Here is a 26,012-nt window from a genome sequence, read left to right as displayed (position 1 = left end):
GAGGGCCGGCCGAGAAGGCAATTGAAGGAGAACGACACATGACCGCCCTGCCCCCGGCCTCCCGCCGCCCGCACGGAAGGACCGTGCGATGAGGGTGCTGCTGCTCGGAGCCAACGGATACCTCGGCCGGTTCGTCGCCGACCGCCTGCTCGCCGACCCCGCCGTCCAGCTCACCGCCCTCGGGCGCGGCGACGACGCCGACGTACGGTTCGACCTCGCCACCGGCAGCCCGGGAGCCCTGACGCGCTTCCTGGACGCCGTACACCCCGGAGTCGTCGTCAACTGCGCCGGAGCCACCCGGGGCGGCGCCCGCGAGCTGACCCGGCACAACACCGTCGCCGTCGCCACCGTCTGCGAGGCGCTGCGGCGCAGCGGCTGCGGCGCCCGCCTGGTGCAGATCGGCTGCGCGTCGGAGTACGGGCCCTCGCAGCCCGGCTCCTCCACCGCCGAGGACGCGGTGCCGCGCCCCGGCGGCCCGTACGGCGTCTCCAAGCTCGCCGCGACCGAGCTCGTCCTCGGCTCCGGGCTCGACGCGATCGTGCTGCGCGTCTTCTCGCCCGTCGGCCCCGGCACCCCCGCGGGCTCCCCGCTGGGCCGGCTCGCCGAGGCGATGCGGCGCGCCATGCAGTCGGGCGACGGCGAGCTGAAGCTCGGCGGGCTCGGTGTGCAGCGGGACTTCGTGGACGTACGCGATGTGGCGCGGGCCGTGCACGCCGCGTCGCTCTCGGCGGCCCAGGGCGTGGTCAACATCGGCACCGGACGCGCGGTGAAGCTCCGCGACGCGGCCGCCGTGCTGGCCAGGGTGGCCGGCTACGCGGGCGCGCTGCACGAGCTCGACGGGCCGCCCGCCATGCGGCCCGGCCTCATCGGTTCGCCGCGCTCCGGCGAGGGCGCCCTCGAACACCTCGCCACGCCGTCCCCGTACCCCGACGGCTGCGGCAGCTGGCAGCAGGCGGACGTGCGCACCGCCCGCGACCGGCTCGGCTGGCGTCCCCGGATCAACCTGGAGGAGTCGCTCGCCGACATCTGGATGGAGGCGGCGTGCCGAATCTGACCCGTCTCCAGAGCCAGCGGGCGGCGACCGGCTCCACCCGGCTCGGCCTCGGCGTCCCCGGCTACGCGCACCCGCTGGTCGCACCCGTCGAATGGGCCGAACTCACGCGCCCCGGAACGCCGTTGCACTGGGCCGTGCTGAACGTCTCCGGCGGCTGCCCGGGCGGCCCGGGCAGCCGGCCCGACCCGCACTGCCTCGAAGCGGTCGGCAGACTGCGCAACGCGGGAATCCGGGTGCTCGGCCACCTCGACACGGCGCACGGCAGCCGTCCGTTCGGCGAGCGGATCTCCGAGGCGCACCGCTATCTCGACTGGTACCGGGTCGACGGCTTCCTCCTGGACCGCTGTCCCGCGGAGAGAGACGCGCTTCCCGAAATGCGGCGCACCGCCGACACCCTCCGGGCCCTGCGCGAGGACGCCCACCTGGTCTTCGGTCACGGCACGCACCCGTACCCGGGCTACGCGGAGACCGCCGATCAACTGGTCACCTTCAGCGGAACCTGGCACGACTACCGCTGGTCCCAAGTGGCCGAATGGACCGCCGACTACCCGCCGGAGCGCTTCTGCCACCTGGTGCACGGCGTGCCCAGGACGCATCTGGAGGAGGCGCTGCGGATCGCCCGCTGGCAGGGCGCGGGCACGATCTACTTCACGGACCGGGCCGACCGCCCGCGCCACCGGAACGGACAGATCAACGCATTCGAGGCGCTGCCCGGCTACTGGGACGAAATCGTCTCGCGGATCGGACCCGGTATCTCGGAATGAGGGGGAGCGTGGCAGTGTTACGGAGAGAACAACCGTACTGACTTACCGACCGACCGCGTGATTGAGGTTCTCGTGTCACTGCCACCCCTGGTCGAGCCAGCAGCTGAGCTCACCGTAGACGAGGTCCGCAGGTATTCGCGCCACCTGATCATCCCCGACGTCGGGATGGACGGGCAGAAGCGGCTGAAGAACGCGAAGGTGCTCGCCGTGGGCGCCGGCGGTCTCGGCTCCCCGGCTCTGATGTACCTGGCCGCCGCCGGTGTCGGCACGCTCGGCATCGTGGAGTTCGACGAGGTCGACGAGTCGAACCTGCAGCGGCAGATCATCCACAGCCAGGCCGACATCGGCCGCTCCAAGGCCGAGTCCGCGCGGGACACGGTCAAGGGCATCAACCCGTACGTGAACGTGATCCTCCACGAAGAGCGGCTCGAAGCCGAGAACGTGATGGAGATCTTCAGCCAGTACGACCTGATCGTCGACGGCACGGACAACTTCGCCACCCGCTACCTCGTCAACGACGCGTGCGTGCTGCTCAACAAGCCGTACGTGTGGGGTTCGATCTACCGTTTCGACGGCCAGGCCTCGGTCTTCTGGTCCGAGCACGGCCCCTGCTACCGCTGCCTCTACCCGGAGCCCCCGCCGCCGGGCATGGTTCCGAGCTGCGCCGAGGGCGGCGTGCTCGGCGTGCTCTGCGCGTCCATCGGTTCCATCCAGGTCAACGAGGCCATCAAGCTCCTCGCGGGCATCGGCGAGCCGCTGGTCGGCCGCCTGATGATCTACGACGCCCTGGAGATGCAGTACCGCCAGGTCAAGGTCCGCAAGGACCCCAACTGCGCGGTCTGCGGCGAGAACCCGACCGTCACCGAGCTCATCGACTACGAGGCCTTCTGCGGCGTCGTGTCCGAGGAGGCCCAGGAAGCGGCCATGGGCTCGACGATCACTCCCCGGCAGCTCAAGGAGTGGATCGACGCGGACGAGAAGATCGAGATCATCGACGTCCGCGAGCCGAACGAGTACGAGATCGTCTCGATCCCGGGTGCGAAGCTGATCCCGAAGAACGAGTTCCTGATGGGCACGGCGCTGGAGTCGCTCCCGCAGGACAAGCGCATCGTCCTGCACTGCAAGACCGGCGTCCGCTCGGCGGAGGTCCTCGCGGTCCTCAAGTCCGCGGGCTTCTCCGACGCCGTGCACGTCGGCGGCGGCGTGATCGGCTGGGTCAACCAGATCGAGCCGGAGAAGCCGATTTACTGAGGCGTGGTTTTCGACAGAAAGACATGGCCGAAGGGGCGGCCCCGCACCATGCGTGCGGGGCCGCCCCTTCGGCCATGCTGCGGCGTCAACCCTGCCAGGGGCGTGGGAACTGCGCGACCGGCCCCCACCGGCCCGCAGCCGAGAAGCAAGAAACCCGTTTACTGGCACACCGCCCCAGCAGAGGGCACCTTTCCGTCCAAGAGATACGAGTTCACCGCGCTCTGCACACACTTGTTGCCGCTGTTGTAGGCCCCGTGCCCCTGCCCCTTGTACGTCAGCTCCACGCCGACGCCGGGGCCGAGCTTGTCCACCATGTTCTTGGCGCCCTGGTACGGCGTGGCGGGGTCGCCCGTGTTGCCGACGACCACGATCGGGGCCGCGCCCGGCGCGCTCACGTCGGGGGTGGTCCACTGCCCGGCGACCGGCCACGCGGAGCAGCCCATCAGGCCCCAGCCCATGAAGTCGCCGAAGACCGGCGACGCCCGGTGGAACTCGGGCAGCTTGGCCTTCGTCTGCTCCAGCGTGTAACGCTGTTTGAAATCGGCGCAGTTGATGGCCGCGTTGGCCGCCTGGATGTTGCTGTACGTGCCGTCCTTGCTCCGCCCGTTCATCGCGTCCGACAGGGCGAGCAGCAGCGCGCCGTTGCCGCCCTCGGCCTCGTCGACGCCCTGTTCGAGGAGCTGCCAGTACTCCTTGGAGTACAGCGCCTGCGCGATGCCGTTCGTCGCCTGGGTCTGGCCGAGCAGGCGCCCGCTGTTGCCCGCCGGGATCGGCTTCGTGTTGAGCTGGGCCAGCAGCTTGACGATGACGTCCTCGACCTCCTTGACGTTCGCGCCGCGCAGCAGACACTTGTCGCCCCGGTTCACGCAGTCCTGAGCGAAGTTGTCCAGGGCGAGCTGGAAGCCCTTGGCCTGGCCGATCGCGCCCTGCTCGACGTCGCTGGTGGGGTCGACGACCGCGTCGAACACGGCCCGCCCGACGTTCTTCGGGAACAGGTGGGCGTAGACGCCGCCCAGCTCGGTGCCGTACGAGATCCCCATGTAGTACAGCTTCGGATCGCCCACGACCTGGCGCAGCAGGTCCATGTCGCGCGCGGCGCTGGTGGTGCCGACGTGGGGGAGCACCTTGCCGGAGTTGTCCTCGCAGGCGCCGGCGAAGGACTTGAGGCCGTCGAGGTACGTCTTCTCCTTGGCTGCGTCGTCGGGGGTGGCGTCCTGCGCGAAGTAGGTGTCGAGCTGGGAGTCGTTCTCGCACTGCACGGGCGCGCTGGCGCCGACCCCGCGCGGGTCGAAGCTGACCAGGTCGTAGCGGGCACGCAGGGCGCCGTAGTCGCTCGCGGCGGCGGGCAGCGTGGTGACGCCCGAGCCGCCGGGGCCGCCGAAGTTGAAGATCAGCGAGCCGATGCGGTGGGCCTTGTCGGTGGCCTCGGCACGGATGAGGGCGATGTCGATCGTGCCGGCCTTGGGGTCGGCGTAGTCGAGCGGCGCCTTCATGGTGGCGCACTTCCACTCGCCTCCGCCGGGCGGTGGCGAGGGCGCCGAGCCCGTGCCCTCCGCAGCGGTGGGTGCCGCGCACGCCTTCCAGGTCAGCTTCTGGGTGGCGAGCTTGGACACGTCGGCGGTGCCGGAGGTGAGCCCGCCCTCGTCCTTCGCTCCGCCGGAACAGCCGACGGCGGCGAGCAGTACGGCGGCGGCGCTGATCGCGGCGGCCCGGTTCCGCCCTCGCGGGGCACGGTGGTGTTCCATCCCCCCATCCTGCGGCGGGGGGCCGGGGGGCGCGCGAGCGGGGCGGCCCATCAGGGTGGCGCGCCCGGGGCTCGCGCCCCTACCCGCCCGCTCGGCCGGGAACGCCTGCCGGGGCCTCCTGCGCCACCCGCTCCGCCGCCGCGTACCCCGTCGCCACGCAGGCCGCGATGCCGACGCCCTCGTACGCCGCGCCGCACACCTCAAGCCCGGGCAGCCGGGCGATGTCCTCGCGGATGCGGGCGAGGCGGGCGGCGTGGCCCACCGTGTACTGGGGCAGGCCCCGGTCCCAGCGGCTGACCCGGGCCGCGAGCGGCTCGCCGATCGGACCCGCCGCGTGGTGCAGGTCGTTCAGGGCGGTGCGGACGAGGTGGCGGTCGGGGCGGTCGAGGAGGTGCTCCTCGCCGGCCCGGCCGATCGAGGCGCGCAGCAGGAAGAGGTGCGGGGCCGCGTCCGCCTGCCAGCGCCACTTGTTGGACAGGAAGGTCGCCGCCTTCACGGTGTGGCCGTCCACGGGCGGTACGAGGAAGCCGTTGCCGGAGGGAAGCCCGCCGAGCCCGGCCCGGTCGCGCGCGAACGCCATCGTCACCACGGCCGTGCTCGCGTACGGGATCGCGGCGAGGTCCGTGTGCGCGACGGGCGCGTGCGGGCGCAGGAGGGCGGCCGCCGCGAAGGCGGGCACCGCGAGGATCACGGCGTCGGCGGAGAGCAGCAGCGGGCCGTCGGCGGTGGCCGCCTGCACCCGCCAAGTGCCGGACGGGGTGCGCTCCAGGGCCCGTACCGTCGTCCCCGTCAGCACGCGGGCCCCGCTGGCCCGGGCGACGGCGAGCGGCAGCCGCCCGGTGCCGCCTTCGACGCCGCGTACGAAGGAGCCCGTGGGGCGCGGGCGGCCGTGCAGTGCGGGCAGCAGCGGCGCGCCGCGCTCGGCGATGCCCGCGATGCCCGGCATCGCCGAGCGCAGGGACAGGGCGTCGGTGCTGCCCGCGTACACACCGCCGAGCAGCGGCTCCACCAGGCGGTCCACCGCCTCCCGGCCGATGCGCTCGGCGAGGTAGGCGGAGACGGCGACGTCCTCGGTGACGGGGCCGGCCGGCCGGGACGGCTCCTGGTGCAGCCGGGCAAGGCCCTCGTCCGACAGGAGACCGGTGTCCGCGAGCGCGGCCGGGTCGGACGGGATGCCGAGCACATGTCCGGCGGGCATCGGGCGCAGCGCACCGCGCGTCCACACGGTCACCGGTGCGGGCGCCGGGTCGGCCAGGGCCCGGCCGAGGCCGACCGCCTCGGCGAGGTCGACCGCCTCGGGCCGCAGCGCCATCACGGACTCGGCGCCCTCGTCGACGGCGACCCCGGCCAGCGTGCCGGTGCGGAGCTTGCCGCCGACTCGCGGCCCGCTCTCCAGAACGGTGACCTCGGCGCGGCCGCGCAGCTGCCAGGCGGCGGCGAGGCCGCTGATGCCTCCGCCGACGATGATGACCGATCGCTTCGATGTCATGGGGCCAGCTCTCGGAGGTCGTCTCGATGGGGGAAGCTGCCGGGCTCGTACGCACACCACGGGTCGGCGGCGAGCACGTCGCCGGTCAGCCCGTAGGCGCGTGAACGCGAGCCGCCGCAGACGGTGTTGAACTCGCAGCGCCCGCACTTGCCGCGCAGCAGCGCGGGGTCGCGGAGCGTCGCGAACAGGGCCGAGCCGCGGTAGATGTCGGCCAGCGGATGGTGTTTCACATTGCCCGCCGAGACGGGCAGGAACCCGCTGGGGTGCACCTCGCCGGTGTGCGAGACGAAGACGAAGCCCCGGCCCGAAGAGACGTCCATCGGGGGCCGCCGCACCGGGCGTCCCTCGCCCTCGAAGAAGCCCAACTCCTGTGCTCGCCGCGTCAGTTCGCCGTGCAGCGGACCAAGCTCCGGGTGCTCGCCGTGCCGGGCCAGGATCGCGCGCTGGAGGGCGACGCGACGGAAGTGGTGGCCCTCCGTCGTCTTCGTGGCGATCATCGAGCCGCAGTCGTGCAGGAAGTGCAGCACGTCCTCGATCTCGTCCGGGGTCAGTGCGTCGAGGCCCGCGCCGCGACCGGTCGGCACCAGGATGAAGCCGGACCACAGCATCGCGCCCTCGCGCCGCACCAGGGCCGCGATGTCGGCGAGGTCGGACAGGCTGGTGCGGGTGACCGTGGTGTTGATCTGCACCTTGAGACCCAGCTCGCGGGCCGTGCGCCAGCCGTCCAGGGTCCAGTCGAAGACGCCGTCGACGCCCCGGAAGGCGTCGTGCCGCTCGGCCGTCGATCCGTCGAGCGAGAGGGAGAGCGCCACGGCACCCGCGTCGCGCACCGCGGTCAGGTTCGCACGGGTCAGGGTCGGGGTGCCGGACGGCGACACCGCGACCCGCAGTCCCAGTGAAGTCCCGTACGCCACGAGGTCGTTGAGGTCGGCGCGCTGGAACGGGTCACCGCCGGTGATGACGAACAGCGGGCCGGGCCTGCCGAACGCGGCTATCTGGTCCATCAGGCGCCGGGCGTCCACCCCGTCGAGCTCGCCCGGGTCGCGGTCCGGCTGCGCCTCGGCGCGGCAGTGCAGACAGGCGAGCGGGCAGGCCCGGGTGGCCTCCCAGATGACGATGAAGGGCCGCTCCGCCACCGCGTGCCGGGGCTTGCGTACGAGGGTGCGCCCGCTCATCGCACCCTCTCCCAGCCGCGCCGGTCCTCCCGGTTGGCCGTCAGCTTCGGATCGCGGCGCCGGTAGACGACGTACGGGCGGAACAGGTACTGCACCGGCGCGCTGAACATGTGCACCAGGCGCGAGTACGGGATCAGCGCGAACAGCGTGAAGCCGAACAGGATGTGCAGCTGGAAGGCGAGCGGCGCCGCGCCCATCAGGTGGTAGTCCGGCTGGAAGGTGAACAGCGAGCGGAACCAGATCGAGATGCCCTCGCGGTAGTTGTAATCCCCGGTCGCGCCGGTCGAGTTGAGCATCGTGGCCGTCAGGCCGAGCACCATCGCCCCCAGCAGGAACGTGTACATCAGATGGTCGCTGCGCAGGGTCGCCCGGCGTACCGCGGGGACCTTGAAGCGGCGGAAGACCAGGATGCCGATGCCGGCCGCCGCCGCGACGCCCGCGACCGCGCCCGTCGACACGGCGAGCAGGTGGTAGGTGTGGTCGCTGACGCCCACCGCGTCCGTCCAGCTCTGCGGGATCACCAGGCCCACCACGTGGCCGAGCACCACGAACAGCATCCCGAAGTGGAACAGCGGCGAGCCGATGCGCAGCAGTCGCGACTCGTGGACCTGGCTGGAGTGGGTGGTCCAGCCGAACCGGTCGTAGCGGGCCCGCCAGAAGGTGCCCGCGATCAGCAGGGCGATCGACACATAGGGCAGTACGCCCCACAGGAGCAGGTCCATCAGGATGCCTTCCTCTCGGGGAAGCCGGGCCAGGGGAGTTCGACGCCGGGCCCGAACGGCTCCAGGCCCACGGTCTCCTGTGGCGGGCCCGCCTTGGCCAGCGCCTTCGCCTCGGCCTTCGTCGTGGGCGACGCGCCGGGCAGCGTGGCGCAGACCGCTTCGAGGACGTCGGCGTACGGGGTGCCGGTCTCGGTCAGGGCGAGCCGTAGCAGTTCGAGGCCCGCGCGGTGCTCCTGGAGCAGCCGGGTGCCCGGCTCCTCGTGGCGCCCGGCGAACTCCAGGGCGGCGGGCAGGAAGTCGGGCAGCTCCTCGTCGCCGAACTCCAGGCCGTGGTCGCGGTAGATCCGCTTCATGCGGACCAGCGAAAGGCCCCGGCGGCGGGTGTCACCGTCGGTCCACCACGTCAGATACAGACAGCGCCGGTTACGGGTGTCGAACGTGGAGGTGTAGTGCGCGCACAGGTCGAGCGGGTCGGTGGCCGCCGCGATGTCCACGAAGGCCTGGAGGCGTTCGGCGGCCGCACCCGGGTTCCGTCGCAACGCCTCGCGCAACAGGGGGAGTTGGGCGTGGAAGGTGTCGTCCGGGTAGCGCAGGCAGCGGGCCGCCACCAGTCGCAGGACGGCCGAGTTCTCGGGGATCATGCGCTCCTCCGGGTGGGGGAGAGGTTCAACAGGACGCGGCCCGGGGCCACTTCCGTGCTCGGTCCGACCGGGCCGGCTTCGCCGACCGGGCACGCCTCGTCGAGCGGGTGGGAGCCGGCGAGGGCCTCGGCGTCGGCCCGGGCCGCGCTCGGCACCACGTAGCGGTCCTCGTACTTGGCGATCGCGAGCAGCCGGAACAGGTCCTCCATCTCGGCGCCCGTCAGCCCGACGGCACTCGCGATGGACTCCTCGCGCTCCTCACCGAGGTTGACCCGCCGCATGTAGGCGCGCATCGCGGCCATCCGGCGCAGCACCGCCTCCACCGGGTAGGGGTCGCCCGCGGTCAGGAGCTCGGCCAGGTACTCCACCGGAATCCGCAGGGCGTCGATCGCGCCGAACAGGTTGCCGGCGTCCTCGCCGTCGTGGCCGCTCGCGGCGACCGCCTCGACGACCGGTGACAGCGGCGGCACGTACCAGACCATCGGCATCGTGCGGTACTCCGGATGCAGCGGCAGGGCGACCTGGTAGGTGGCGATCAGGTCGTACACCGGGGAGCGGCGGGCCGCCTCGATCCAGTCGTGGGTGATGCCCGAGGCCCTGGCCGCGGCGACGACCGCCGGGTCGTTCGGGTCGAGGAAGCATTCCAACTGGCTTGGGTACAGGTCGTGTTCGTCCTCGACGGCGGCGGCCTCGGCCACCTTGTCGGCGTCGTACAGCATCACGCCGAGGTAGCGCATCCGCCCGACGCAGGTCTCCGCGCAGACGGTCGGCAGTCCCACCTCGATGCGCGGGAAGCAGAACGTGCACTTCTCGGCCTTGCCGGTGGCGTGGTTGAAGTAGACCTTCTTGTACGGGCAGCCCGTCACGCACATCCGCCAGCCGCGGCACCGGTCCTGGTCGACCAGGACGACGCCGTCCTCCTCGCGCTTGTACATCGCGCCCGACGGGCACGAGGAGACGCACGCGGGGTTGAGACAGTGCTCGCAGACGCGCGGCAGATAGAACATGAAGCTCTGCTCGAACTCGAAGCGGATCTTCTCGCCGACCTCGTCGCGGATCTTCTCCACGATGGGGTCGAGCGGGGCGTTCTCGGGTGCGCCGCCCAGGTTGTCGTCCCAGTTGGGGCCCCATTCGATCTTGTCGACGGGCTCGCCGGTCAGGCTGGACACGGGCCGCGCCACCGGCAGGTCGTCGCCCGCGGGGGCGTCGATCAGGTTCTTGTACTCGTAGGTCCAGGGCTGGTAGTAGTCGTCGATCTCGGGGAGTTCGGGGTTGGCGAAGACCTGGCCGAGGCGCTTGAGGCGGCCGCCCGCGCGCAGACGCAGCTTGCCGGAGCGGGTGCGCTCCCAGCCGCCCTTCCACTTCTCCTGGTCCTCCCAGCGGCGCGGATAGCCCTGCCCGGGGAGGGTCTCGACGTTGTTGAACCAGACGTACTCGGTGCCCTGCCGGTTGGTCCACGCCTGCTTGCAGGTGACCGAGCAGGTGTGGCAGCCGATGCACTTGTCGAGGTTCATGACCATCGCGATCTGAGCCATGACGCGCATCTCAGTACTCCACCTTCTGGTCGCGGCGCCGGATGACGGTGACCTCGTCGCGCTGGTTTCCGGTCGGGCCGAGGTAGTTGAACGCCCACGTCAACTGGGCGTAGCCGCCCACGAGATGGGTGGGCTTGAGCATGATCCGGGTCAGCGAGTTGTGGATGCCGCCGCGCTTGCCGGTCTTCTCCGTCTTCGGCACGCCGACCGTGCGCTCCTGGGCGTGGTTCATGTAGACCGTGCCGGCGGGCATCTTGTGCGAGACGATCGCGCGGGCCGTGACCACGCCGTTGCGGTTGACGGCCTCGATCCAGTCGTTGTCGCGCACGCCGATCGCCTCGGCGTCCTGCGGGGACATCCAGATCGTCTGGCCGCCGCGGCCCAGCGTCATCATGTACAGGTTGTCCTGGTACTGGCTGTGGATCGCCCACTTGTTGTGCGGGGTGAGATAGCGGACGGCCACCTGCTTGCCGTCGGTGGAGCCCAACTCGGGCTCCCCGTAAAGGCGGTGCATGTCCAGCGGCGGCTTGTAGACCGGGAGCGCCTCGCCCACCTCGTGGATCCAGTCGTGGTCCAGGAAGAAGTGCTGGCGCCCGGTGAGGGTGTGCCAGGGCTTGAGGTGCTCGGTGTTGACGGTGAACGCCGTGTAGCGCCGCCCGCCCGACTCGCTGCCCGACCACTCCGGCGAGGTGATCACCGGAACGGGGCGGGCCTGGGTGTCCGCGAACGTGATGCGCTTGCCCTCGGCCTCGGCGGCCAGGTGGGCCATGTGCTGCCCGGTCTTCTTCTCCAGGGTCTCGAAACCCTGGGTCGCCAGGCGCCCGTTGGAGGTGCCGGACAGCGAGAGGATCGCCTCGCAGGCGTGCTGGGCGGTGTCCAGTCGTGGCCGCCCCTCGGCGACCCCCTTCCGTACCAGGCCGTTCTTCTCACCCAGATACGTGATCTCCTCGGCCACGTCGAAGGTGATCGCCTTGGTGGTGACGCCGAGCTGGTCGACGAGCGGGCCGAGCGCGGCGAACTTCTCGCCGACCGCGCCGTAGTCCCGCTCGACGACCGTCAGGTTGTACATGGTGCGCCCCGGCACCGGCTCGCACTCGCCCTTGGACCAGTCGAGCGCCACACCGCCGGGCTGGGCCATCTCGCCGCCCGGGGTGTCGTGCTGGAGGGCGGTCGCGACCACGTCCCTGCGCACCCCGAGGTGCTCCTTGGCCAGCTCGCCGAAGCGCGCGGCTATCGCGTGGAAGGCGTCGTAGTCCGAGCGGGCCTGCCACGGCGGGTCCACGGCCGGGGTGAAGGCGTGCAGGAACGGGTGCATGTCGGTCGAGGACAGGTCGTGCTTCTCGTACCAGGTGGCGGCGGGCAGCACGACATCGCTGAGCAGCGTCGTGGACGTCATCCGGAAGTCCATCGCGAGCAGCAGGTCGAGCTTGCCCTCGACGTCCTCCGGGTGCCAGGTCACATCGCGCGGGGCACAACGGGGGCCGTCGTCCGGCAGGTTGGAATGTGTGCCGAGCAGGTGCTTGAGGAAGTACTCGTTGCCCTTGGAGGACGAGCCGAGCAGATTGGCGCGCCATACGTTCAGGACGCGCGGCCAGTTGTGCGGAGCGTCCGGGTCCTCGCCGGCGAAGCCGAGCCGCCCCGCCTTGAGTTCGTCCACCACGTGCTGGACGGGGTCGTCGGCCTCGCCGAGCTCCAGGGGGTTGCGGTCGAAGGTCGGGTACGACGGCATCCAGCCCATGCGGGCCGAGGCGGCCAGGCAGTCGGCGCCGGTCATGCCCTCGAAGCGGCCGTCGCCGAGGGGCGAGGCCAGCGCCTCGGTGGGCAGCGTGTCGTAGCGCCACTGGTCGGTGTGCAGATAGAACCAGCCCGCGCCAATCATGTGGCGGGGCGGCCTGGCCCAGTCGGAGGCGCTCGCGAGGGTGGCCCAGCCGGTGACCGGGCGGCACTTCTCCTGCCCGACGTAGTGTCCCCAGCCGCCGCCGTTGCGGCCCTGGCAGCCGGTCAGGGTGAGCAGCGCGAGGAAGGCCCGGTAGATCGTCTCGGAGTGGAACCAGTGGTTGGTGCCGGCGCCCATCAGAATCATGCAGCGGCCCTCGGACCTCTCCGCCGTATCGGCGAACTCCCTTGCCACACGCGCCACTTGGGCCGCGGGCACGGAGGTGAGGGTCTCCTGCCAGCCGGGGGTGCCCGGGGTGCCGGCGTCCTCGTACGAGGTGGGCCACACGCCGGGCAGGCCCGGGCGTCCGACCCCGTACTGGGCGAGCATCAGGTCGTACACGGTGGTGACGGCGCGGCCGCCCATGCGGCGGACCGGGACCCCTCGGCGTACGACACCCTCGGCGTTCTCGGCGGTCTCCTCGAAGCGCGGCAGCACGACCTCGGCGGTCTCGCCCCCGCTCTCGCCCAGCAGGGTGAGCCGGGGCACGGTGTCGCCGAGATCCAGGTTCCACTCGGGCGTGGAGCCCCAGCGGTGGCCCAAAGTGCCGCCGGGGACGGTGGGTTCACCCGTGGCGTCGTCGATCAGGACGGTCTTCCACTGTGCGTTCTCGGTGTCCTCACCGAGGTCGGCGGCCGTCACGAACTTGTGCGGGACGAGCCCTTCATCGGTCTCCTTCAGGGAGACCAGGAAAGGAAGATCGGTGTACTTCCGAACGTAATCCGTGAAGAACGGAGTCTGTCGGTCGACGAAGAATTCCTTGAGGATGACATGGCCCATGGCGAGGGCGAGCGCGCCGTCCGTTCCCGGGTGCGGATGCATCCACTCGTCGGCGAACTTGGTGTTGTCCGCGAAATCCGGGGAAACGGTGACGACCTTCTGGCCGCGGTAGCGCGCCTCGGTCATCCAGTGGGCGTCGGGGGTGCGGGTGACGGGGACGTTGGAGCCCCACATCATCAGATAGGCCGCGTCCCACCAGTCGCCCGACTCCGGCACGTCCGTCTGGTCGCCGAAGACCTGCGGGGACGCGACGGGCAGGTCCGCGTACCAGTCGTAGAAGGAGAGCATCGGCGCGCCGATGAGGGAGTGGAAGCGGGCGCCGGCCGCGTGCGAGGCCATCGACATCGCCGGGATGGGGGAGAAGCCGGCGACCCGGTCGGGGCCGTGCTCCTTGATGGTGTGGACGTGGGCGGCCGCGACGATCTCGACGGCCTCCTCCCAGCTAGCCCGCACCAGACCGCCCTTGCCGCGCGCCTTCTGGTACCGGCGGCGCCGCTCGGGGTCGCCCTGGATGTCGGCCCAGGCCAGTACCGGATCGCCCAGGCGGGCCTTGGCCTCGCGGTACATCCTGAGGAGCTCGCCGCGTACGTGCGGGTACCGGACGCGGGTGGGGGAGTAGCTGTACCAGGAGAAGGAGGCGCCGCGGGGGCAGCCGCGCGGCTCGTACTCGGGGCGGTCGGGGCCGACGGAGGGGTAGTCGGTGGCCTGGGTCTCCCAGGTGATGATGCCGTCCTTGACGTACACCTTCCAGCGGCAGGACCCGGTGCAGTTCACGCCGTGCGTCGAGTACACGACCTTGTCGTGGCTCCACCGGTCCCGGTAGAAGGACTCGGCCCCGCGTCCGCCGGTGCGGTGCACGGTGCGCAGGTCGTCGGAGACCTCGGCGCGGGTGAAGAAGCTGCCCGCCCGCACGAGTGCGTCGGCCATGCCGCGATCGCGCTGTTCCTTCTGTTGCGGCCTCTGTTGCAACGGAAACTCCTCCGGCCCGGAAAAAGAATGTGAGCGGGCCTTTCCGGACGGGTTGTCGGGAAATGCGGACGCCTCCGGACGGCCGTCAACGAGCCTACGCCCGCCGTTTCTTGGAACCCGGGGACTTTGGTCCCAGTGGGCGGTGACCTAATTCCACAAATGTCCCGGGGGTGGCCTGAGAAACTGATTACGGTGCCGGATGCGCGGGGCACCCAGTACTTTTGGCCATTTTCGGGAAAACGGAAAGGCGGGGCGTCGTGGGTGTCGTGGTCGGGGTGGTCGCGTGAGCCGGAGCCGCTGGCTGCCGAACCAGCACGGGGCGTGGGCGATGCTCGCCGTCCCGTTCCTCGCCGGCACGTTCCTGGGCCACCCGCGCTGGACTCATCCGCCCCTGCTCGCGTCCTGGCTCCTCGGTTACCTCGCGGTGTACCACGCCCAGCAGTGGCTGCGGCTGACCCGGATCTCGCGCAACCCGAAGGCGCCGCGCCGGCACGTCCGCCCGGCGTGGGTCTTCGGCGCGGCCGCGTCGGCCGTCGGCCTCGGCATGGCCGCGACGCACCCCTGGCTGCTCCTGGCGGCGGCGTGCGCGGCCCCCTTCGTCGCGGTCAACTCCCTTTACGCGTACGCCAATCGGGAGCGGGCCCTGCTGAACGGCCTCGCGGCCGTGGTCCCGGCCTGCGGCATGCTGCTCGTGGCGCTGCGGCTCGGGGGCGGGACATGGGGTGCGGGCCTGGCTCCGGCGCTGGCGTGCCTGCTGTACTTCGGCGGGACGGTGCCGTACGTGAAGACGATGATCCGGGAGCGCAACTCGCGTACCTACTACCGGAGTTCGGTGGCCTACCACGCCGTGGCGCTGGTGGCCGCGGCCCTGCTGGACCCCTGGCTCGCGGCCCCCTTCGCGCTCTACCTGCTGCGCGCGGCCCTGCTGCCCGGCCGGGGCCTGAAGGTGGGCGTGGTGGGAGCGGTGGAGGTCCTGGGCTCACTGGCCCTGCTGGGGACGCTACTGGCGGCGTTCTAGGGGGCGGGGCGCGGGGGGCCGCGCGAACGGGCACCGTCCCGCACGCGGTACCCGGCTCCTACAACTGGCCCTTCCTGGTGAGGTAGTTGAAGCACAGCCAGCCCGGCAGCACAGGCAGCCAGAAGGTGAGGAGGCGGTACAGCAGCACCGCCGACGTCGCCGTCTCCGCCGTCATGCCGGCGATCGTCAGCGCCGTCGACAGCGCCAGCTCGACCGCCCCCACGCCGCCCGGCGTCGGCGCCGCCGAACCGAGCGCGTTGGCCGTCAGGAAGACGACCGCCACGCTCGCGTAGCTCAGCGTGTGCTCGCTCCCCGTACCGAAGGCCCGGATCGACGCGTCGAGGCACATCACGAACACGCCGGTCAGGAGCAGCATCCCGCCGATCCCGGTGACCAGCTTCTGCGGCCGCTGCAGCACGTCCAGCATGCGCGGCACCACGCCCGCGAACAGCGAGCGGACGCGGCTGACCACGAACTTCCGCAGGAACGGGACCGCCGTGACGACCAGGATCAGGACGGCCGCCGTGAGCAGCCCCGCGATCACCGTGCGGGACGGGGACAGCTCCGAGGTCTGCTCGGTGCCCGTGACGTAACCGAAGATCAGCAGCAGCGAGATGTGCGACGCGAGCCCGAAGAGCTGCGACGCGCCCACGCTCGCCACCGCGAGCCCCGGCCGTACTCCCGCGCGCTGGAGGAACCGCGTGTTGAGGGCGACGCCACCGACCGCGGCCGGCGCCACCAGCTTCACGAAGGAGCCCGCGACCTGCGCCACCACCGCCCGCCAGAACGGCACCCGCTCGGGCACGAAGCCGAGGAGACTGGCCGCGGCGGCGGGGTAGGACAGCGCCGAGAACAGCACGGCCGCCGCCACCCAGCCCCACTGCGCGTTGGCGACCAGGTCGCCGAACTTGATGTTGGTGAGCTGGACGAGCAGGAAGTACGCGGCGAATGCTCCCGCCACGAAACTGATCAGCGTCTTCATCTTGATGCGCTCCAGGCGCACCGGCTCCACCGGAGCCTGTGGACGGATCAGCAGCACCTGGTGGCGGATCTGGGTGAGCAGATCGTCCTCGTGCGCCTCGTCCAGGGCCTCGTCGATGGCGACCTTCTCGGCCTTCTTCTCCGCCTTGACCGCTTTGCGGTCGTCCGGCGCGGCCACGGCCTCGGGATGCGCGGCGGCCTCCTTGGCGGCGGCTGCCTCGGCGGCCTTCGCCTCCTTGGCCGCGTCCGAGGCTTCGAGGACCGCCTCGCGCTCGCGCTGCGCCTGCTCGCGGCCGAGCCTGCGCAGTGTGGCCCGGGTGGAACGCGGCAGCGCGATGGGCTGGAGCAGCGGGAGGCTGTCGGCCACCGCGTCCGGGCCGAGTACGTCCAGGGCGGAGGCAACCGAGCGCTCGGCGCCGACGCGCAGGCCGAGCGTGGTGAGCAGCTGGGCGATGTCCATCCGCAGCACGATGTCGCCGGCCGCGATCTCGCCGCCGCGCAGATCGGTCACGATCACGCTGCCCGCGCGGTCCACGAGGATCGCGTCCCCGGCCAGCCTGCGGTGGGCGATCCGGCGGGACTGGAGCGCCTCCACCTGACGCCAGGTCTCGCGCAGCAGGTCGTCGGTGATCTCCTCGTCGTCCAGGGAGTCGAGGGAGCGGCCGCCGGTGTGCTCGTAGACCAGCATCACGGCGTCCGGGCCGAGCTCGGAGGTGGCGATCAGCTTGGGCGCGTTCGCCCCGGCGGCGATCGCCGCGTACGCGAGGAGCGCCTCCTGCTCCAGGGCCTGTCTGAGGGACTGGATGGAGCGGCGGGTGGTGATGGAACGCAGGGTGAGGCGGCGCCACACCCGGTAGAAGAAGCCCTGCGCCTGCTGCTCGCGGTCGACGACCGTGACGTCGAGGGGCGGGGCGTCCCGCAGGGTCACCAGATAGCGCCGGCCCCGCTCGCCCTGGTCGAGGGAGTCCGGTACGTCCTCGGCGCGCAGCGCGGTCACCGGGTCGAAGCCGACGTGCCTGAGGCCCGCGAGCAGGGTCTGTCCGGTGGGCCGCACATTGGGGGAGCCGACCGCGTAGAGCGTGCCGTACGCGACCGTCCAGCCGATCAGGATCGTCACGATGATCGAGAACGGGGTGGTCTGCGCGCCGACGAGCACCGCGAAGGAGTTGAGCAGCAGCACCGCCCACAGGGCGACCCGCCAGCGGGGTCTGCGGGCCATGCCGACCGCCGTCATATAGGCGATGACCGGGGCGAGATAGCCGTGCACCGGGTCGGTGAGGCCGCCGGACGTGGACTGCCGGGTCAGCGCCTCGGTGATCGAGCCCGGCGCGGACTTGGCGACCCAGAGGTCGGTGGCGAGGGCGACGCCGTGTGCGAGCACCGCGGCGAGCACGCCGTCGGCGATCCGGAGCCCGTCCCGTTTGATGAGCCGCTCGATGGCGAAGGCGACGGGCAGGACGAGCACGGCGATGCTGGAGGCGAGTCCGGCGAGCCGGATCAGGACGTCCGGGGTGCCGGTGGTGCCCTTGGTGATGTCGTCCTCAAGGCCGGACGTGGTGCCGTGGGCGAACGCGGCGACGGCGAGGACGACGGCGATCGCGAGGACACCGGTGAGCAGCCGGAGCAGGTCCGAGGGGCGGTGCACGCGTGCGGGCAGCAGCGGTTCGTCCACGGAGACGCGTTCGATGGAGCCGGAGGTGTCGTCGCACAGGGTGGCGCCGCCGCCCGTGCCGCACTCCGTACGCCCCGGCCCGCCGGGTCCCTCGGCCGCCCCGGGCTTCTCGAAGGTCACGGGGGCTTCGGGGGTTCCCCGGTCCTGGGTGCCCGCATCCGCATCCGCATCCGCGCGCTTGTCAGCGTCTGTGCCGGCGTCCGTGTCGGCGTCCTCGGTTCCGTGGCCGGCCCGCGCGCCCGGTGCCGCGTCCTCGTCCGCCGGCCCGGGAGCCTCGGACGAGGCGGGCTGCCGCCCCGTTCCAGGGGTGCTGCTTGCCGCCGCCTCGGGTGGCTGCACGCCCCGCTCCTTCGCTGGCTCGTCCGTCTTGTCTCTGTCTCGTATCACCGCTCACCGCCCGCATGATGGTGGCATGTCCAGAGATCCCAGGGGGGCATCAGGGTGCATTGCCGGGGCGTGCGCTGTGTGAGTTGCGCCCCTTTGCCGCTACGCGGCCGCATCGCGCGCGCGGTGGGACCGACTCGGGGCGACTGTCGGTGGCGTGCGGCAATATGGAGCGGATGAGCCAGGAGCAGCGGGACCGGGCGGACGAGGCACCGCCCGAGCTTCCCGAGTACGCGGAACGGGTCCTCGACGTCGCCGAGCGCATCCCGCCCGGCCGGGTGATGACGTACGGGGACGTGGCGGAGTGGCTCGGCGAGGGCGGCCCGCGCCAGGTCGGCCGTGTCATGGCGCTGTACGGCAGCGCGGTCCCGTGGTGGCGCGTGGTGCGCGCGGACGGCGCGCTGCTGCCCGGCCACGAGCTGCGCGCCCTGGAGCACTACCGGGACGAGACCACACCGCTGCGCGAGGCGGGCCGGTCCGCCGAGGGCCATCTGCCGCGGCTCGACATGCGCCGGGCGCGCTGGGACGGTTCCGGCGCGGCGGGCGGACTCGGCGGCGGGGCGGCTCATACCTGACAGCTTCCGCCATCCGGCGTCGCCGGGGGCGGCCTGAGGACCGTACGGATGACTCGCTGCGTTCCGGGCACGGTTCGGCGTACCGTCGAGGGTCCGTGCCGACCGCGCGGGCCCCGTAAGCACCATCACGACCAGCACACCCACCAGGACCGGCGATCCACGTGAACTCCTCCTCCACCGGGCGTACGGCGTACCAGCAGGTACGCCGGGCGGCCCCCGGCGCGTACCGGCTGGTGCGTACCCTGCCGGACCCGGTGGAGCCCCCTCTCCTTGACGCGCCCCAGCGCAGGGTGGTTGACCACCGCTCGGGTCCGCTTCTCGTGCTCGCGGGGCCCGGCACCGGCAAGACCACCACCCTGGTCGAGGCGGTCGCGGCGCGGGTGGCGGCCGGCACGGACCCCGAGCGCGTCCTGGTGCTCACCTTCAGCCGCAAGGCCGCGGTCGAGCTCCGCGACCGCATGGCGCTGCGGCTCGGTGCCGGAGCCAAGAGCCCGCAGGCCACCACGTTCCACTCGTACTGCTACGCCCTGGTGCGCGCCCACCAGGACGCCGAGCTGTTCCGCGAGCCGCTGCGGCTGCTCTCGGGCCCCGAACAGGACGTGGCCGTACGCGATCTGCTCGCCGGGCAGATCGACCTCCAGCGCACCGGGCTCGCCCATGTGGGCTGGCCCGACGAACTGCGCGCCTGCCTGACCACGCGCGGCTTCGCCGACGAGGTGCGCGCGGTGCTCGCCCGCAGCCGCGAACTGGGCCTGGGCCCGGACGCGCTCGCCCGCTTCGCCGAGCGCGCGGGACGCCCGGACTGGAAGGCGGCCTCCGCGTTCCTCGCCGAGTACCTCGACGTCCTCGACCTCCAGGGCGTCCTGGACTACGCGGAACTCGTGCACCGCGCGGTCCTGCTCGCCGAGCGCGTCGAGCTGCCCTCCTACGACGCCGTGTTCGTCGACGAGTACCAGGACACCGACCCGGCCCAGGTGCGGCTGCTGCGAGCCCTCGCGGGCGGCGGGCGGACCCTGGTCGCCTTCGGCGACCCGGACCAGTCGATCTACACCTTCCGCGGCGCCGACATCAACGGCATCCTCGACTTCCCCGACACCTTCGCCCGCCGGGACGGCAGCCCCGCGCCGGTCGAGGTGCTCACCACATCGCGCCGCTCCGGCACCGCGCTCCTGGACGCGACCCGGCTGCTCACCCGCCGCATGCCGCTGCCGCGCCTCCCCGTCGAGCAGGTCCGCGCGCACCGCGAGCTGCGGCCCACCCGCACCGGCGGCCGGGTCGAGACGTACACCTACCCCACGGTCTCAGCCGAGCTGGAGAACATCGCCGACCTGCTGCGCCGCGCCCACCTCGAAGAGGGCGTCCCCTGGCAGGAGATGGCGGTCCTGGTCCGCGCCGGCACCCGCACGATCCCCGCGCTGCGCCGCGCGCTGACGACGGCGGGCATCCCCGTGGACACCTCCGGGGCGGACACCCCGCTGCGCGACGAGCCCGCGGCCGGGCCGCTGCTCGCGGCGCTGCGCGTGGTGGCCGAGGCCGCGTCGAAGGAGGCCGCCGCGGACGAGGCTGCCCCCGCCCCGGTCAGCCTCGTCCACCCCCGAAGGGGCCCGGCGAACCCGCCCGCGACGGCCCCCGCCTGGCTCGGCCCCGAGACCGCGCACACCCTGCTCACCTCGCCGCTCGGCGGCATGGACACCGCCGACCTGCGGCGCCTGGGCCGGGCTCTGCGCGACGAGGAGCGGGCCGCGGGCACCCGGCTCCCGGCCCCCTCCGACGTGCTGCTCGCCCGCGCGCTCGCCGAGCCCGAACGGCTCGTCGCACACGACCCCTCCTACGCCCGCGGCGCCCAGCGCCTCGGCGCCCTGCTGCGCAAGGCGCGCGAACTCCTCGCGGGCGGCGGCACCGCGGCCGAGGCACTGTGGGAGCTGTGGAACGGCACGCCCTGGCCGGGGCGCCTGGAACGCGCGGCGCTGCGCGGCGGGGCGGGCGGCCGGGCCGCCGACCGCGACCTCGACGCGGTGTGCGCCCTGTTCGACACCGCGGCCCGCGCCGAGGAGCGCACCGGCGGCCGGGGCGCGCTCAACTTCCTCGAAGAGGTCGACGCACAGGACATAGCGGCCGACACCCTGACCCGCCGGGCCGCCCGCCCCGATGCCGTACGCGTGATGACCGCCCACCGCTCCAAGGGCCTGGAGTGGAGCCTGGTCGTCGTCGCCGGGGTGCAGGAAGGGCTCTGGCCCGATCTGCGCCGGCGCGGCTCGCTCCTGGAAGCCGACCGGATCGGGCGCGACGGCCTGGCCGAACCGCTCACCCCGGGCGCGCTCCTCGCCGAGGAACGACGCCTCTTCTACGTCGCGGCCACCCGGGCCCGCGACCGCCTGGTCGTCACCGCGGTCAAGGCCGCGGCGGACGACGGCGACCAGCCGTCGCGCTTCCTCACCGAGCTCGGAGTCGAGCCCCGCGACACCACCGGCCGTCCCCGCCGGCCGCTCGCGGTGGCGGCCCTCGTCGCCGAGCTGCGGGCCACCACCGTCGACCCCGCGGCCTCCGACGCGCTGCGCGAGGCCGCCGCCGAACGCCTGGGCCGGCTTGCCGCGCTCACCGACGACGAGGGCCAGCCACTGGTCCCGGCCGCCCATCCGCACCGCTGGTGGGGCCTGCACGAGCCGACCCGCTCGCAGGTCCCGCTGCGCGACCGCGAGCTGCCCCTCGCCCTGTCCGGCAGCGCCCTGGACCAGCTCGCCAACACCTGTGCGCTGCAGTGGTTCCTGGGCCGCGAAGTGAAGGCGGACGCCCCCGCGACCGCTGCCCAGGGCTTCGGCAACGTCGTCCACGTCCTCGCCGACGAGGTCGCCTCCGGCCGTACCCCTGCCGACCTGGACGTCCTGATGGAACGCCTCGACTCGGTGTGGGACGCGCTCGCCTTCGACGCGCCCTGGAAGTCCGTCCAGGAGAAGCAGAACGCGCGCGCCGCCCTGGAACGCTTCCTCCAGTGGCACACCCTGGACCGCGCGGGCCGCACTCCGGTCGCCACCGAGCACGGCTTCGACGTGACCCTGGAGGCGGGGGAGTACGAGGTCCGCATCCGGGGCTCCATGGACCGTGTCGAGAAGGACGTCGAGGGCCGCGCGTACGTGGTCGACTTCAAGACCGGCAAGCAGCCGCCCACCGCCGCCGAGGTCGCCGCCCACCCCCAGCTGGCCGTCTACCAGCTGGCGGTCAGGGAGGGTGCCCTGGACGAGGCCTTCGACGGCCGCCGCCCCGACTCCGGCGGAGCCGAACTGGTCCACCTGCGCCAGGCCGCCCCCAAGCGCGAGGGCGGCGACGCCTACCCCAAGGTCCAGTCCCAGCAGCCCCTGGAGGGCGAATGGGTGGGCGGGCTCCTGGCCACGGCTGCGGGCAAGGTCCTGGACGAACACTTCACCCCGACCCCGGGAACACACTGCACGCACTGCACGTTCCGCGCGGCGTGCACGGCTCAGCCGGAGGGGCGGCAGGTGGTGGAGTAGCGCCGTCCGGGCAGCCCTGGGCCGGGTCCGGGCCTGCCCGCGCCCCCCCCACGACGGCACCCCCACAAATCCCCCATTGTCAGCACCCCCCACTACCCTTCCTGACGTGCCCACCCACCTCAGCGACCCCGAGCAGCTCAAAGAGCTCCTCGGCATCCCCTTCACCCCGGAGCAGACGGCCTGCATCACCGCGCCGCCCGCCCCGCAGGTCATCGTGGCCGGAGCCGGTTCCGGCAAGACGACCGTCATGGCGGCCCGCGTCGTCTGGCTGGTGGGCACCGGCCAGGTCGCACCCGAGCAGGTCCTGGGCCTGACCTTCACCAACAAGGCGGCCGGCGAGCTCGCCGAGCGCGTGCGCACCGCCCTGATCCGGGCGGGCATCACCGACCCGGACGCTCCCGAGCCGGAGCAGGGCGAGCCCGGGATCTCCACGTACCACGCCTTCGCGGGCAGGCTCCTGACCGACCACGGCCTGCGCATAGGCCTGGAGCCCACCTCGCGGCTGCTCGCCGACGCCACCCGCTACCAGCTCGCCGCCCGTGTGCTGCGCGAGGCGCCGGGGCCCTATCCGACGCTGACCAAGTCGTTCGCCTCCCTCGTCAGCGATCTGCTCGCACTCGACGCCGAGCTCGCCGAACACCTCGTACGCCCGGAGCGGCTGGCCGCGCACGACCACGAGCTGCTGCGCACCCTGGAAGGGGCCAGGCTCAGCAACGCCGAGCTGCGCAAGGTGCCCGAGGCCGCCGCCGCCCGGCTCGAACTGCTCGACCTCACCACCCGCTACCGGGCCGCCAAGAAGAGCCGGGACCTGCTGGACTTCGGCGACCAGATCGCGCTGTCCGCCGAGCTCGCGCTCACCCACCCCGAGGTCGGCCGAATCCTGCGCGAGGAGTTCGAGGTGGTGCTCCTCGACGAGTACCAGGACACCTCCGTCGCCCAGCGCCGGCTGCTCGCCGCGCTCTTCGGCGGCGGCACGGGGCACGCCGTGACCGCCGTGGGCGACCCCTGTCAGGCCATCTACGGCTGGCGCGGCGCCTCGGTCGCCAACCTCGACGACTTCCCCCGCCACTTCCCGTACGCCGACGGCAGGCCCGCCACCCGCTACGCGCTCTCCGAGAACCGCCGCAGCGGCGGCCGTCTCCTCGACCTCGCCAACTCCCTTGCCGCTCCGCTGCGTTCGATGCACGAAGGAGTCGAGGCGCTGCGCCCGGCCCCCGGCGCCGAGCGGGACGGCGGCGTCCGCATCGCGCTGCTCGACACCCACCAGGAGGAGATCGAGTGGCTCGCCGACTCGATCGCCCACCTGGTGCGCACCGGCAAGGCACCCGGCGAGATCGCCGTCCTGTGCCGCACGGCCGGTGACTTCCCGGAAATCCAGGGCGCGTTGGTGGCCCGGGACATCCCGGTCGAGGTCGTCGGCCTCTCCGGCCTGCTGCACCTGCCGGAGGTCGCCGACCTCGTGGCGGTCTGCGAAGTCCTCCAGGACCCGGGCGCCAACGCGCCGCTGGTCCGCGTCCTGACCGGCCCGCGCTGGCGGATCGGCCCCCGCGACCTGGCGCTCCTCGGCCGCCGCGCCCGCGACCTCGTACGCCGCGCCCGCGCCGGTTCCGACGACCCCGACCAGCGCCTCGCGGACGCGGTCGAAGGCGTCGACCCGGCCGAGGTGATCTCCCTCGCCGACGCCCTGGACACCTTCCTCGAAGGCGCCGATGACGACGGCCTGCCCTTCTCCGCCGAGGCCCGCGTCCGCTTCGCCCGCCTCGCCGCCGAGCTGCGCGACCTGCGCCGCTCGCTCGCCGACCCGCTGATGGACGTACTGCACCGCGTGCTGACCGTCACCGGCCTCGAAGTCGAACTCTCCGCTTCCCCGCACGCGTTGGCGGCCCGCCGCCGCGAGACGCTCTCCGGCTTCCTCGACATAGCGGCGGGTTTCGCCGCGCTCGACGGCGAGGCGTCCCTGCTCGCCTTCCTCGGTTTCCTGCGCACCGCCGCGCAGTACGAGAAGGGCCTGGACAACGCGCTGCCCGGCGGCGAGAACACGGTGAAGGTCCTCACCGCGCACAAGTCCAAGGGCCTGGAGTGGGACGTCGTCGCGGTCCCCGGCCTGGTCACCGACACGTTCCCGTCCACCCGGTCGAGGGAGGTCTGGACCGCCCAGGCGAAGGTCCTGCCGCACGCGCTGCGCGGCGACGCCGCGACGCTGCCCGTCGTCGAGGAGTGGGACGCGAAGGGCCTCAAGTCCTTCAAGGAGGCGATGAAGGACCACCAGCACACGGAGGAACTCCGCCTGGGATACGTCACGTTCACCCGCCCCCGCACCCTGCTCCTCGGATCCGGCCACTGGTGGGGACCGAGCCAGAAGAAGCCCCGGGGCCCGTCGGACTTCCTGCACGCCCTGTACGAGCACTGCGTGGCGGGCCACGGCGAGATCGAGGCATGGGCGGACCAGCCGGCCGAGGACGCCGAGAACCCGGCCCTCCACGAGTCCGCGACCACGCACGCCTGGCCCCTTCCGCTCGACCCGGAGTCCCTGGCCCGCCGCCGCGCCGCCGCCGAACGGGTCCTGGCGCATCTGGCGACCGCCTCGCACGGAGAGGACGCAACGCCCGCCTCCTACAACGACGTTGGCCATGACGTGACGCCCCCGTCTCATGAGCAGGCGGCCTACGCCGAGGCGCCCGACGACGACGGCTGGGCGAACGCGCCTTATGAAGACGACGGTTACGAGGACGAGCCCTACGGGGACGAGCCTTATGGGGAAGGGGAGTTCGGCGGTCCCGGAGACCTTGCCGCCGACGACTGGGACCTGCTGCCCACGGAGCGCCCGGCCACCGCCCGCGCCTCCTCCGACGCGGAGGCCGAGCCGGCCCCGACCGAGGCCGCCCTGACCGAGCCTGTCGAGCACGTCGAGCCTGCCGAGCACATCGAGCACATCGAGCACGCCGAGCTCGCCGAGTACATCGAGCGCGAGGGGCCCGCCGAGCACACCCGCACGGCGCCACCCCACACCGACTCGGGCGCCCGCGGCCACGCCCCGGCCGAGGCACCCCTCGCCATCCCCGCCCCGCGTCTGACCCCCGAGGACCGCCGCACCCTGCACTCCTGGGATCGCGACCTGGAGGCGCTCACCGCCGAGCTGCGCAGGGCCCGCGCCACCACCCGCGAGGTCGAGGTGCCCGCCTCGCTCACCGCGTCCGAGCTGCTGAGCCTGGCCGCCGACCCCGATGCCTTCGCCCGTGACCTCGCCCGTCCCATGCCGCGCCGCCCGCAGCCGGCCGCCCGCCGGGGCACCCGTTTCCACGCCTGGGTGGAGTCCCGCTTCGACGAGCTCCCGCTGCCCATGCTCGGACCCGACGAGCTGCCCGGCGCCGACGACAACGAGGCCGACATCGCGGACGAGCACGATCTGGCCGCCCTCAAGGAGGCCTTCGAGCGCACCCCGTACGCGGACCGCACCCCGTTCCATACCGAGGCGCCCATCCAGCTGACGCTCGCGGGCCGGGTGATCAGGGGCCGGATCGACGCCGTCTACAAGGACGGCGACGGCGACCTCGCCACGTACGAGATCGTCGACTGGAAGACCGGGCGCAAGGCCACCGCCGATCCCCTCCAGCTGGCGGTCTACCGGGTCGCCTGGGCCGAGCAGCTGGGCATCCCCCTGGAGTCGGTGACGGCCGCGTTCGTGTACGTACGCACAGGTGAGACGGTCCGCCCGGCCCGCCTGCCGGGCCGGGCCGGGCTGGAGGCGATCCTGCTCGGGCACCGTCCGCAGGGCGGACCGGCGGACCGGCCACCGCCACCGGCCGGATAGGCTC

The 26,012-nt window shown here is 72.6% G+C and carries 15 protein-coding genes; 7 read left to right on the top strand and 8 right to left on the bottom strand.

Annotated elements, in window-relative coordinates:
• The first annotated feature begins 88 nt into the window (after positions 1-88).
• From IE267_RS00835 to moeZ, 3 genes are all read left to right on the top strand, one after another.
• A complete protein-coding gene (locus IE267_RS00835; protein ID WP_167157141.1) occupies positions 89-1,054 on the top strand; it encodes an NAD-dependent epimerase/dehydratase family protein in 966 nt (321 codons plus the stop codon).
• Positions 1,042-1,818 (top strand): spherulation-specific family 4 protein, encoded by a 777-nt coding sequence (locus tag IE267_RS00830; RefSeq protein ID WP_189761875.1) that lies wholly within the window; start codon positions 1,042-1,044, stop codon positions 1,816-1,818. The genes IE267_RS00835 and IE267_RS00830 overlap by 13 nt, the downstream gene beginning before the upstream one ends.
• A 72-nt stretch (positions 1,819-1,890) precedes the next feature.
• Positions 1,891-3,069, top strand: a complete 1,179-nt coding sequence (gene moeZ, locus IE267_RS00825; RefSeq protein ID WP_161248339.1) for an adenylyltransferase/sulfurtransferase MoeZ — start codon at positions 1,891-1,893, stop codon at positions 3,067-3,069.
• Between the two features lie 158 nt (positions 3,070-3,227).
• Here moeZ and IE267_RS00820 read toward each other — a convergent pair whose 3' ends face one another.
• The 7 genes from IE267_RS00820 to IE267_RS00790 all read right to left on the bottom strand — a co-directional run bounded on the left by IE267_RS00820 (position 3,228) and on the right by IE267_RS00790 (position 14,019).
• A complete protein-coding gene (locus IE267_RS00820) occupies positions 3,228-4,814 on the bottom strand; it encodes an alpha/beta hydrolase (RefSeq protein WP_189761874.1) in 1,587 nt (528 codons plus the stop codon).
• Between the two features lie 79 nt (positions 4,815-4,893).
• Positions 4,894-6,303 (bottom strand): protoporphyrinogen oxidase, encoded by a 1,410-nt coding sequence (gene hemG / locus IE267_RS00815; RefSeq protein ID WP_189761873.1) that lies wholly within the window; start codon positions 6,301-6,303, stop codon positions 4,894-4,896.
• Entirely contained in the window at positions 6,300-7,478 is a 1,179-nt protein-coding gene (locus IE267_RS00810) for a TIGR04053 family radical SAM/SPASM domain-containing protein (protein ID WP_189761872.1), read from the bottom strand. Before IE267_RS00810 ends, hemG begins: the two co-directional genes overlap by 4 nt.
• Positions 7,475-8,200: a respiratory nitrate reductase subunit gamma gene (gene narI / locus IE267_RS00805; protein WP_189761871.1), complete on the bottom strand. Its 726-nt coding sequence runs from the start codon at positions 8,198-8,200 to the stop codon at positions 7,475-7,477. The genes IE267_RS00810 and narI overlap by 4 nt, the downstream gene beginning before the upstream one ends.
• Positions 8,200-8,841 (bottom strand): nitrate reductase molybdenum cofactor assembly chaperone, encoded by a 642-nt coding sequence (narJ, locus tag IE267_RS00800; RefSeq protein ID WP_189761870.1) that lies wholly within the window; start codon positions 8,839-8,841, stop codon positions 8,200-8,202. The genes narI and narJ overlap by 1 nt, the downstream gene beginning before the upstream one ends.
• A complete protein-coding gene (gene narH, locus IE267_RS00795; protein ID WP_189761869.1) occupies positions 8,838-10,385 on the bottom strand; it encodes a nitrate reductase subunit beta in 1,548 nt (515 codons plus the stop codon). The genes narJ and narH overlap by 4 nt, the downstream gene beginning before the upstream one ends.
• 1 nt (position 10,386) lies before the next feature.
• Complete coding sequence (locus tag IE267_RS00790) at positions 10,387-14,019, bottom strand: nitrate reductase subunit alpha (RefSeq protein WP_189761868.1); 3,633 nt, start codon at positions 14,017-14,019, stop codon at positions 10,387-10,389.
• Positions 14,020-14,344: 325 nt separating this feature from the next.
• Here IE267_RS00790 and IE267_RS40050 point away from each other — a divergent pair, with 325 nt between their 5' ends.
• Positions 14,345-15,079, top strand: coding sequence for a YwiC-like family protein (locus tag IE267_RS40050; RefSeq protein WP_268251514.1), 735 nt, complete (start codon positions 14,345-14,347; stop codon positions 15,077-15,079).
• Between the two features lie 58 nt (positions 15,080-15,137).
• Here IE267_RS40050 and IE267_RS00780 read toward each other — a convergent pair whose 3' ends face one another.
• A complete protein-coding gene (locus IE267_RS00780) occupies positions 15,138-18,071 on the bottom strand; it encodes a lysylphosphatidylglycerol synthase transmembrane domain-containing protein (protein ID WP_189761867.1) in 2,934 nt (977 codons plus the stop codon).
• A 221-nt stretch (positions 18,072-18,292) separates the two neighbouring features.
• Here IE267_RS00780 and IE267_RS00775 point away from each other — a divergent pair, with 221 nt between their 5' ends.
• The 3 genes from IE267_RS00775 to IE267_RS00765 all read left to right on the top strand — a co-directional run bounded on the left by IE267_RS00775 (position 18,293) and on the right by IE267_RS00765 (position 26,008).
• The gene (locus IE267_RS00775; protein WP_275901278.1) at positions 18,293-18,691 is read left to right on the top strand and encodes an MGMT family protein; all 399 of its coding nucleotides are present in this window, start codon (positions 18,293-18,295) and stop codon (positions 18,689-18,691) included.
• A gap of 161 nt (positions 18,692-18,852) precedes the next feature.
• Positions 18,853-22,197 (top strand): ATP-dependent helicase, encoded by a 3,345-nt coding sequence (locus tag IE267_RS00770; RefSeq protein ID WP_189761866.1) that lies wholly within the window; start codon positions 18,853-18,855, stop codon positions 22,195-22,197.
• A 106-nt stretch (positions 22,198-22,303) separates the two neighbouring features.
• A complete protein-coding gene (locus tag IE267_RS00765; protein ID WP_189761865.1) occupies positions 22,304-26,008 on the top strand; it encodes a UvrD-helicase domain-containing protein in 3,705 nt (1,234 codons plus the stop codon).
• Positions 26,009-26,012: the final 4 nt, after the last annotated feature.

Source organism: Streptomyces xanthochromogenes (assembly GCF_014650455.1).
Classification (GTDB): Bacteria; Actinomycetota; Actinomycetes; order Streptomycetales; family Streptomycetaceae; genus Streptomyces; species Streptomyces xanthochromogenes.
This window is presented reverse-complemented; position numbering and strand designations above follow the sequence as displayed.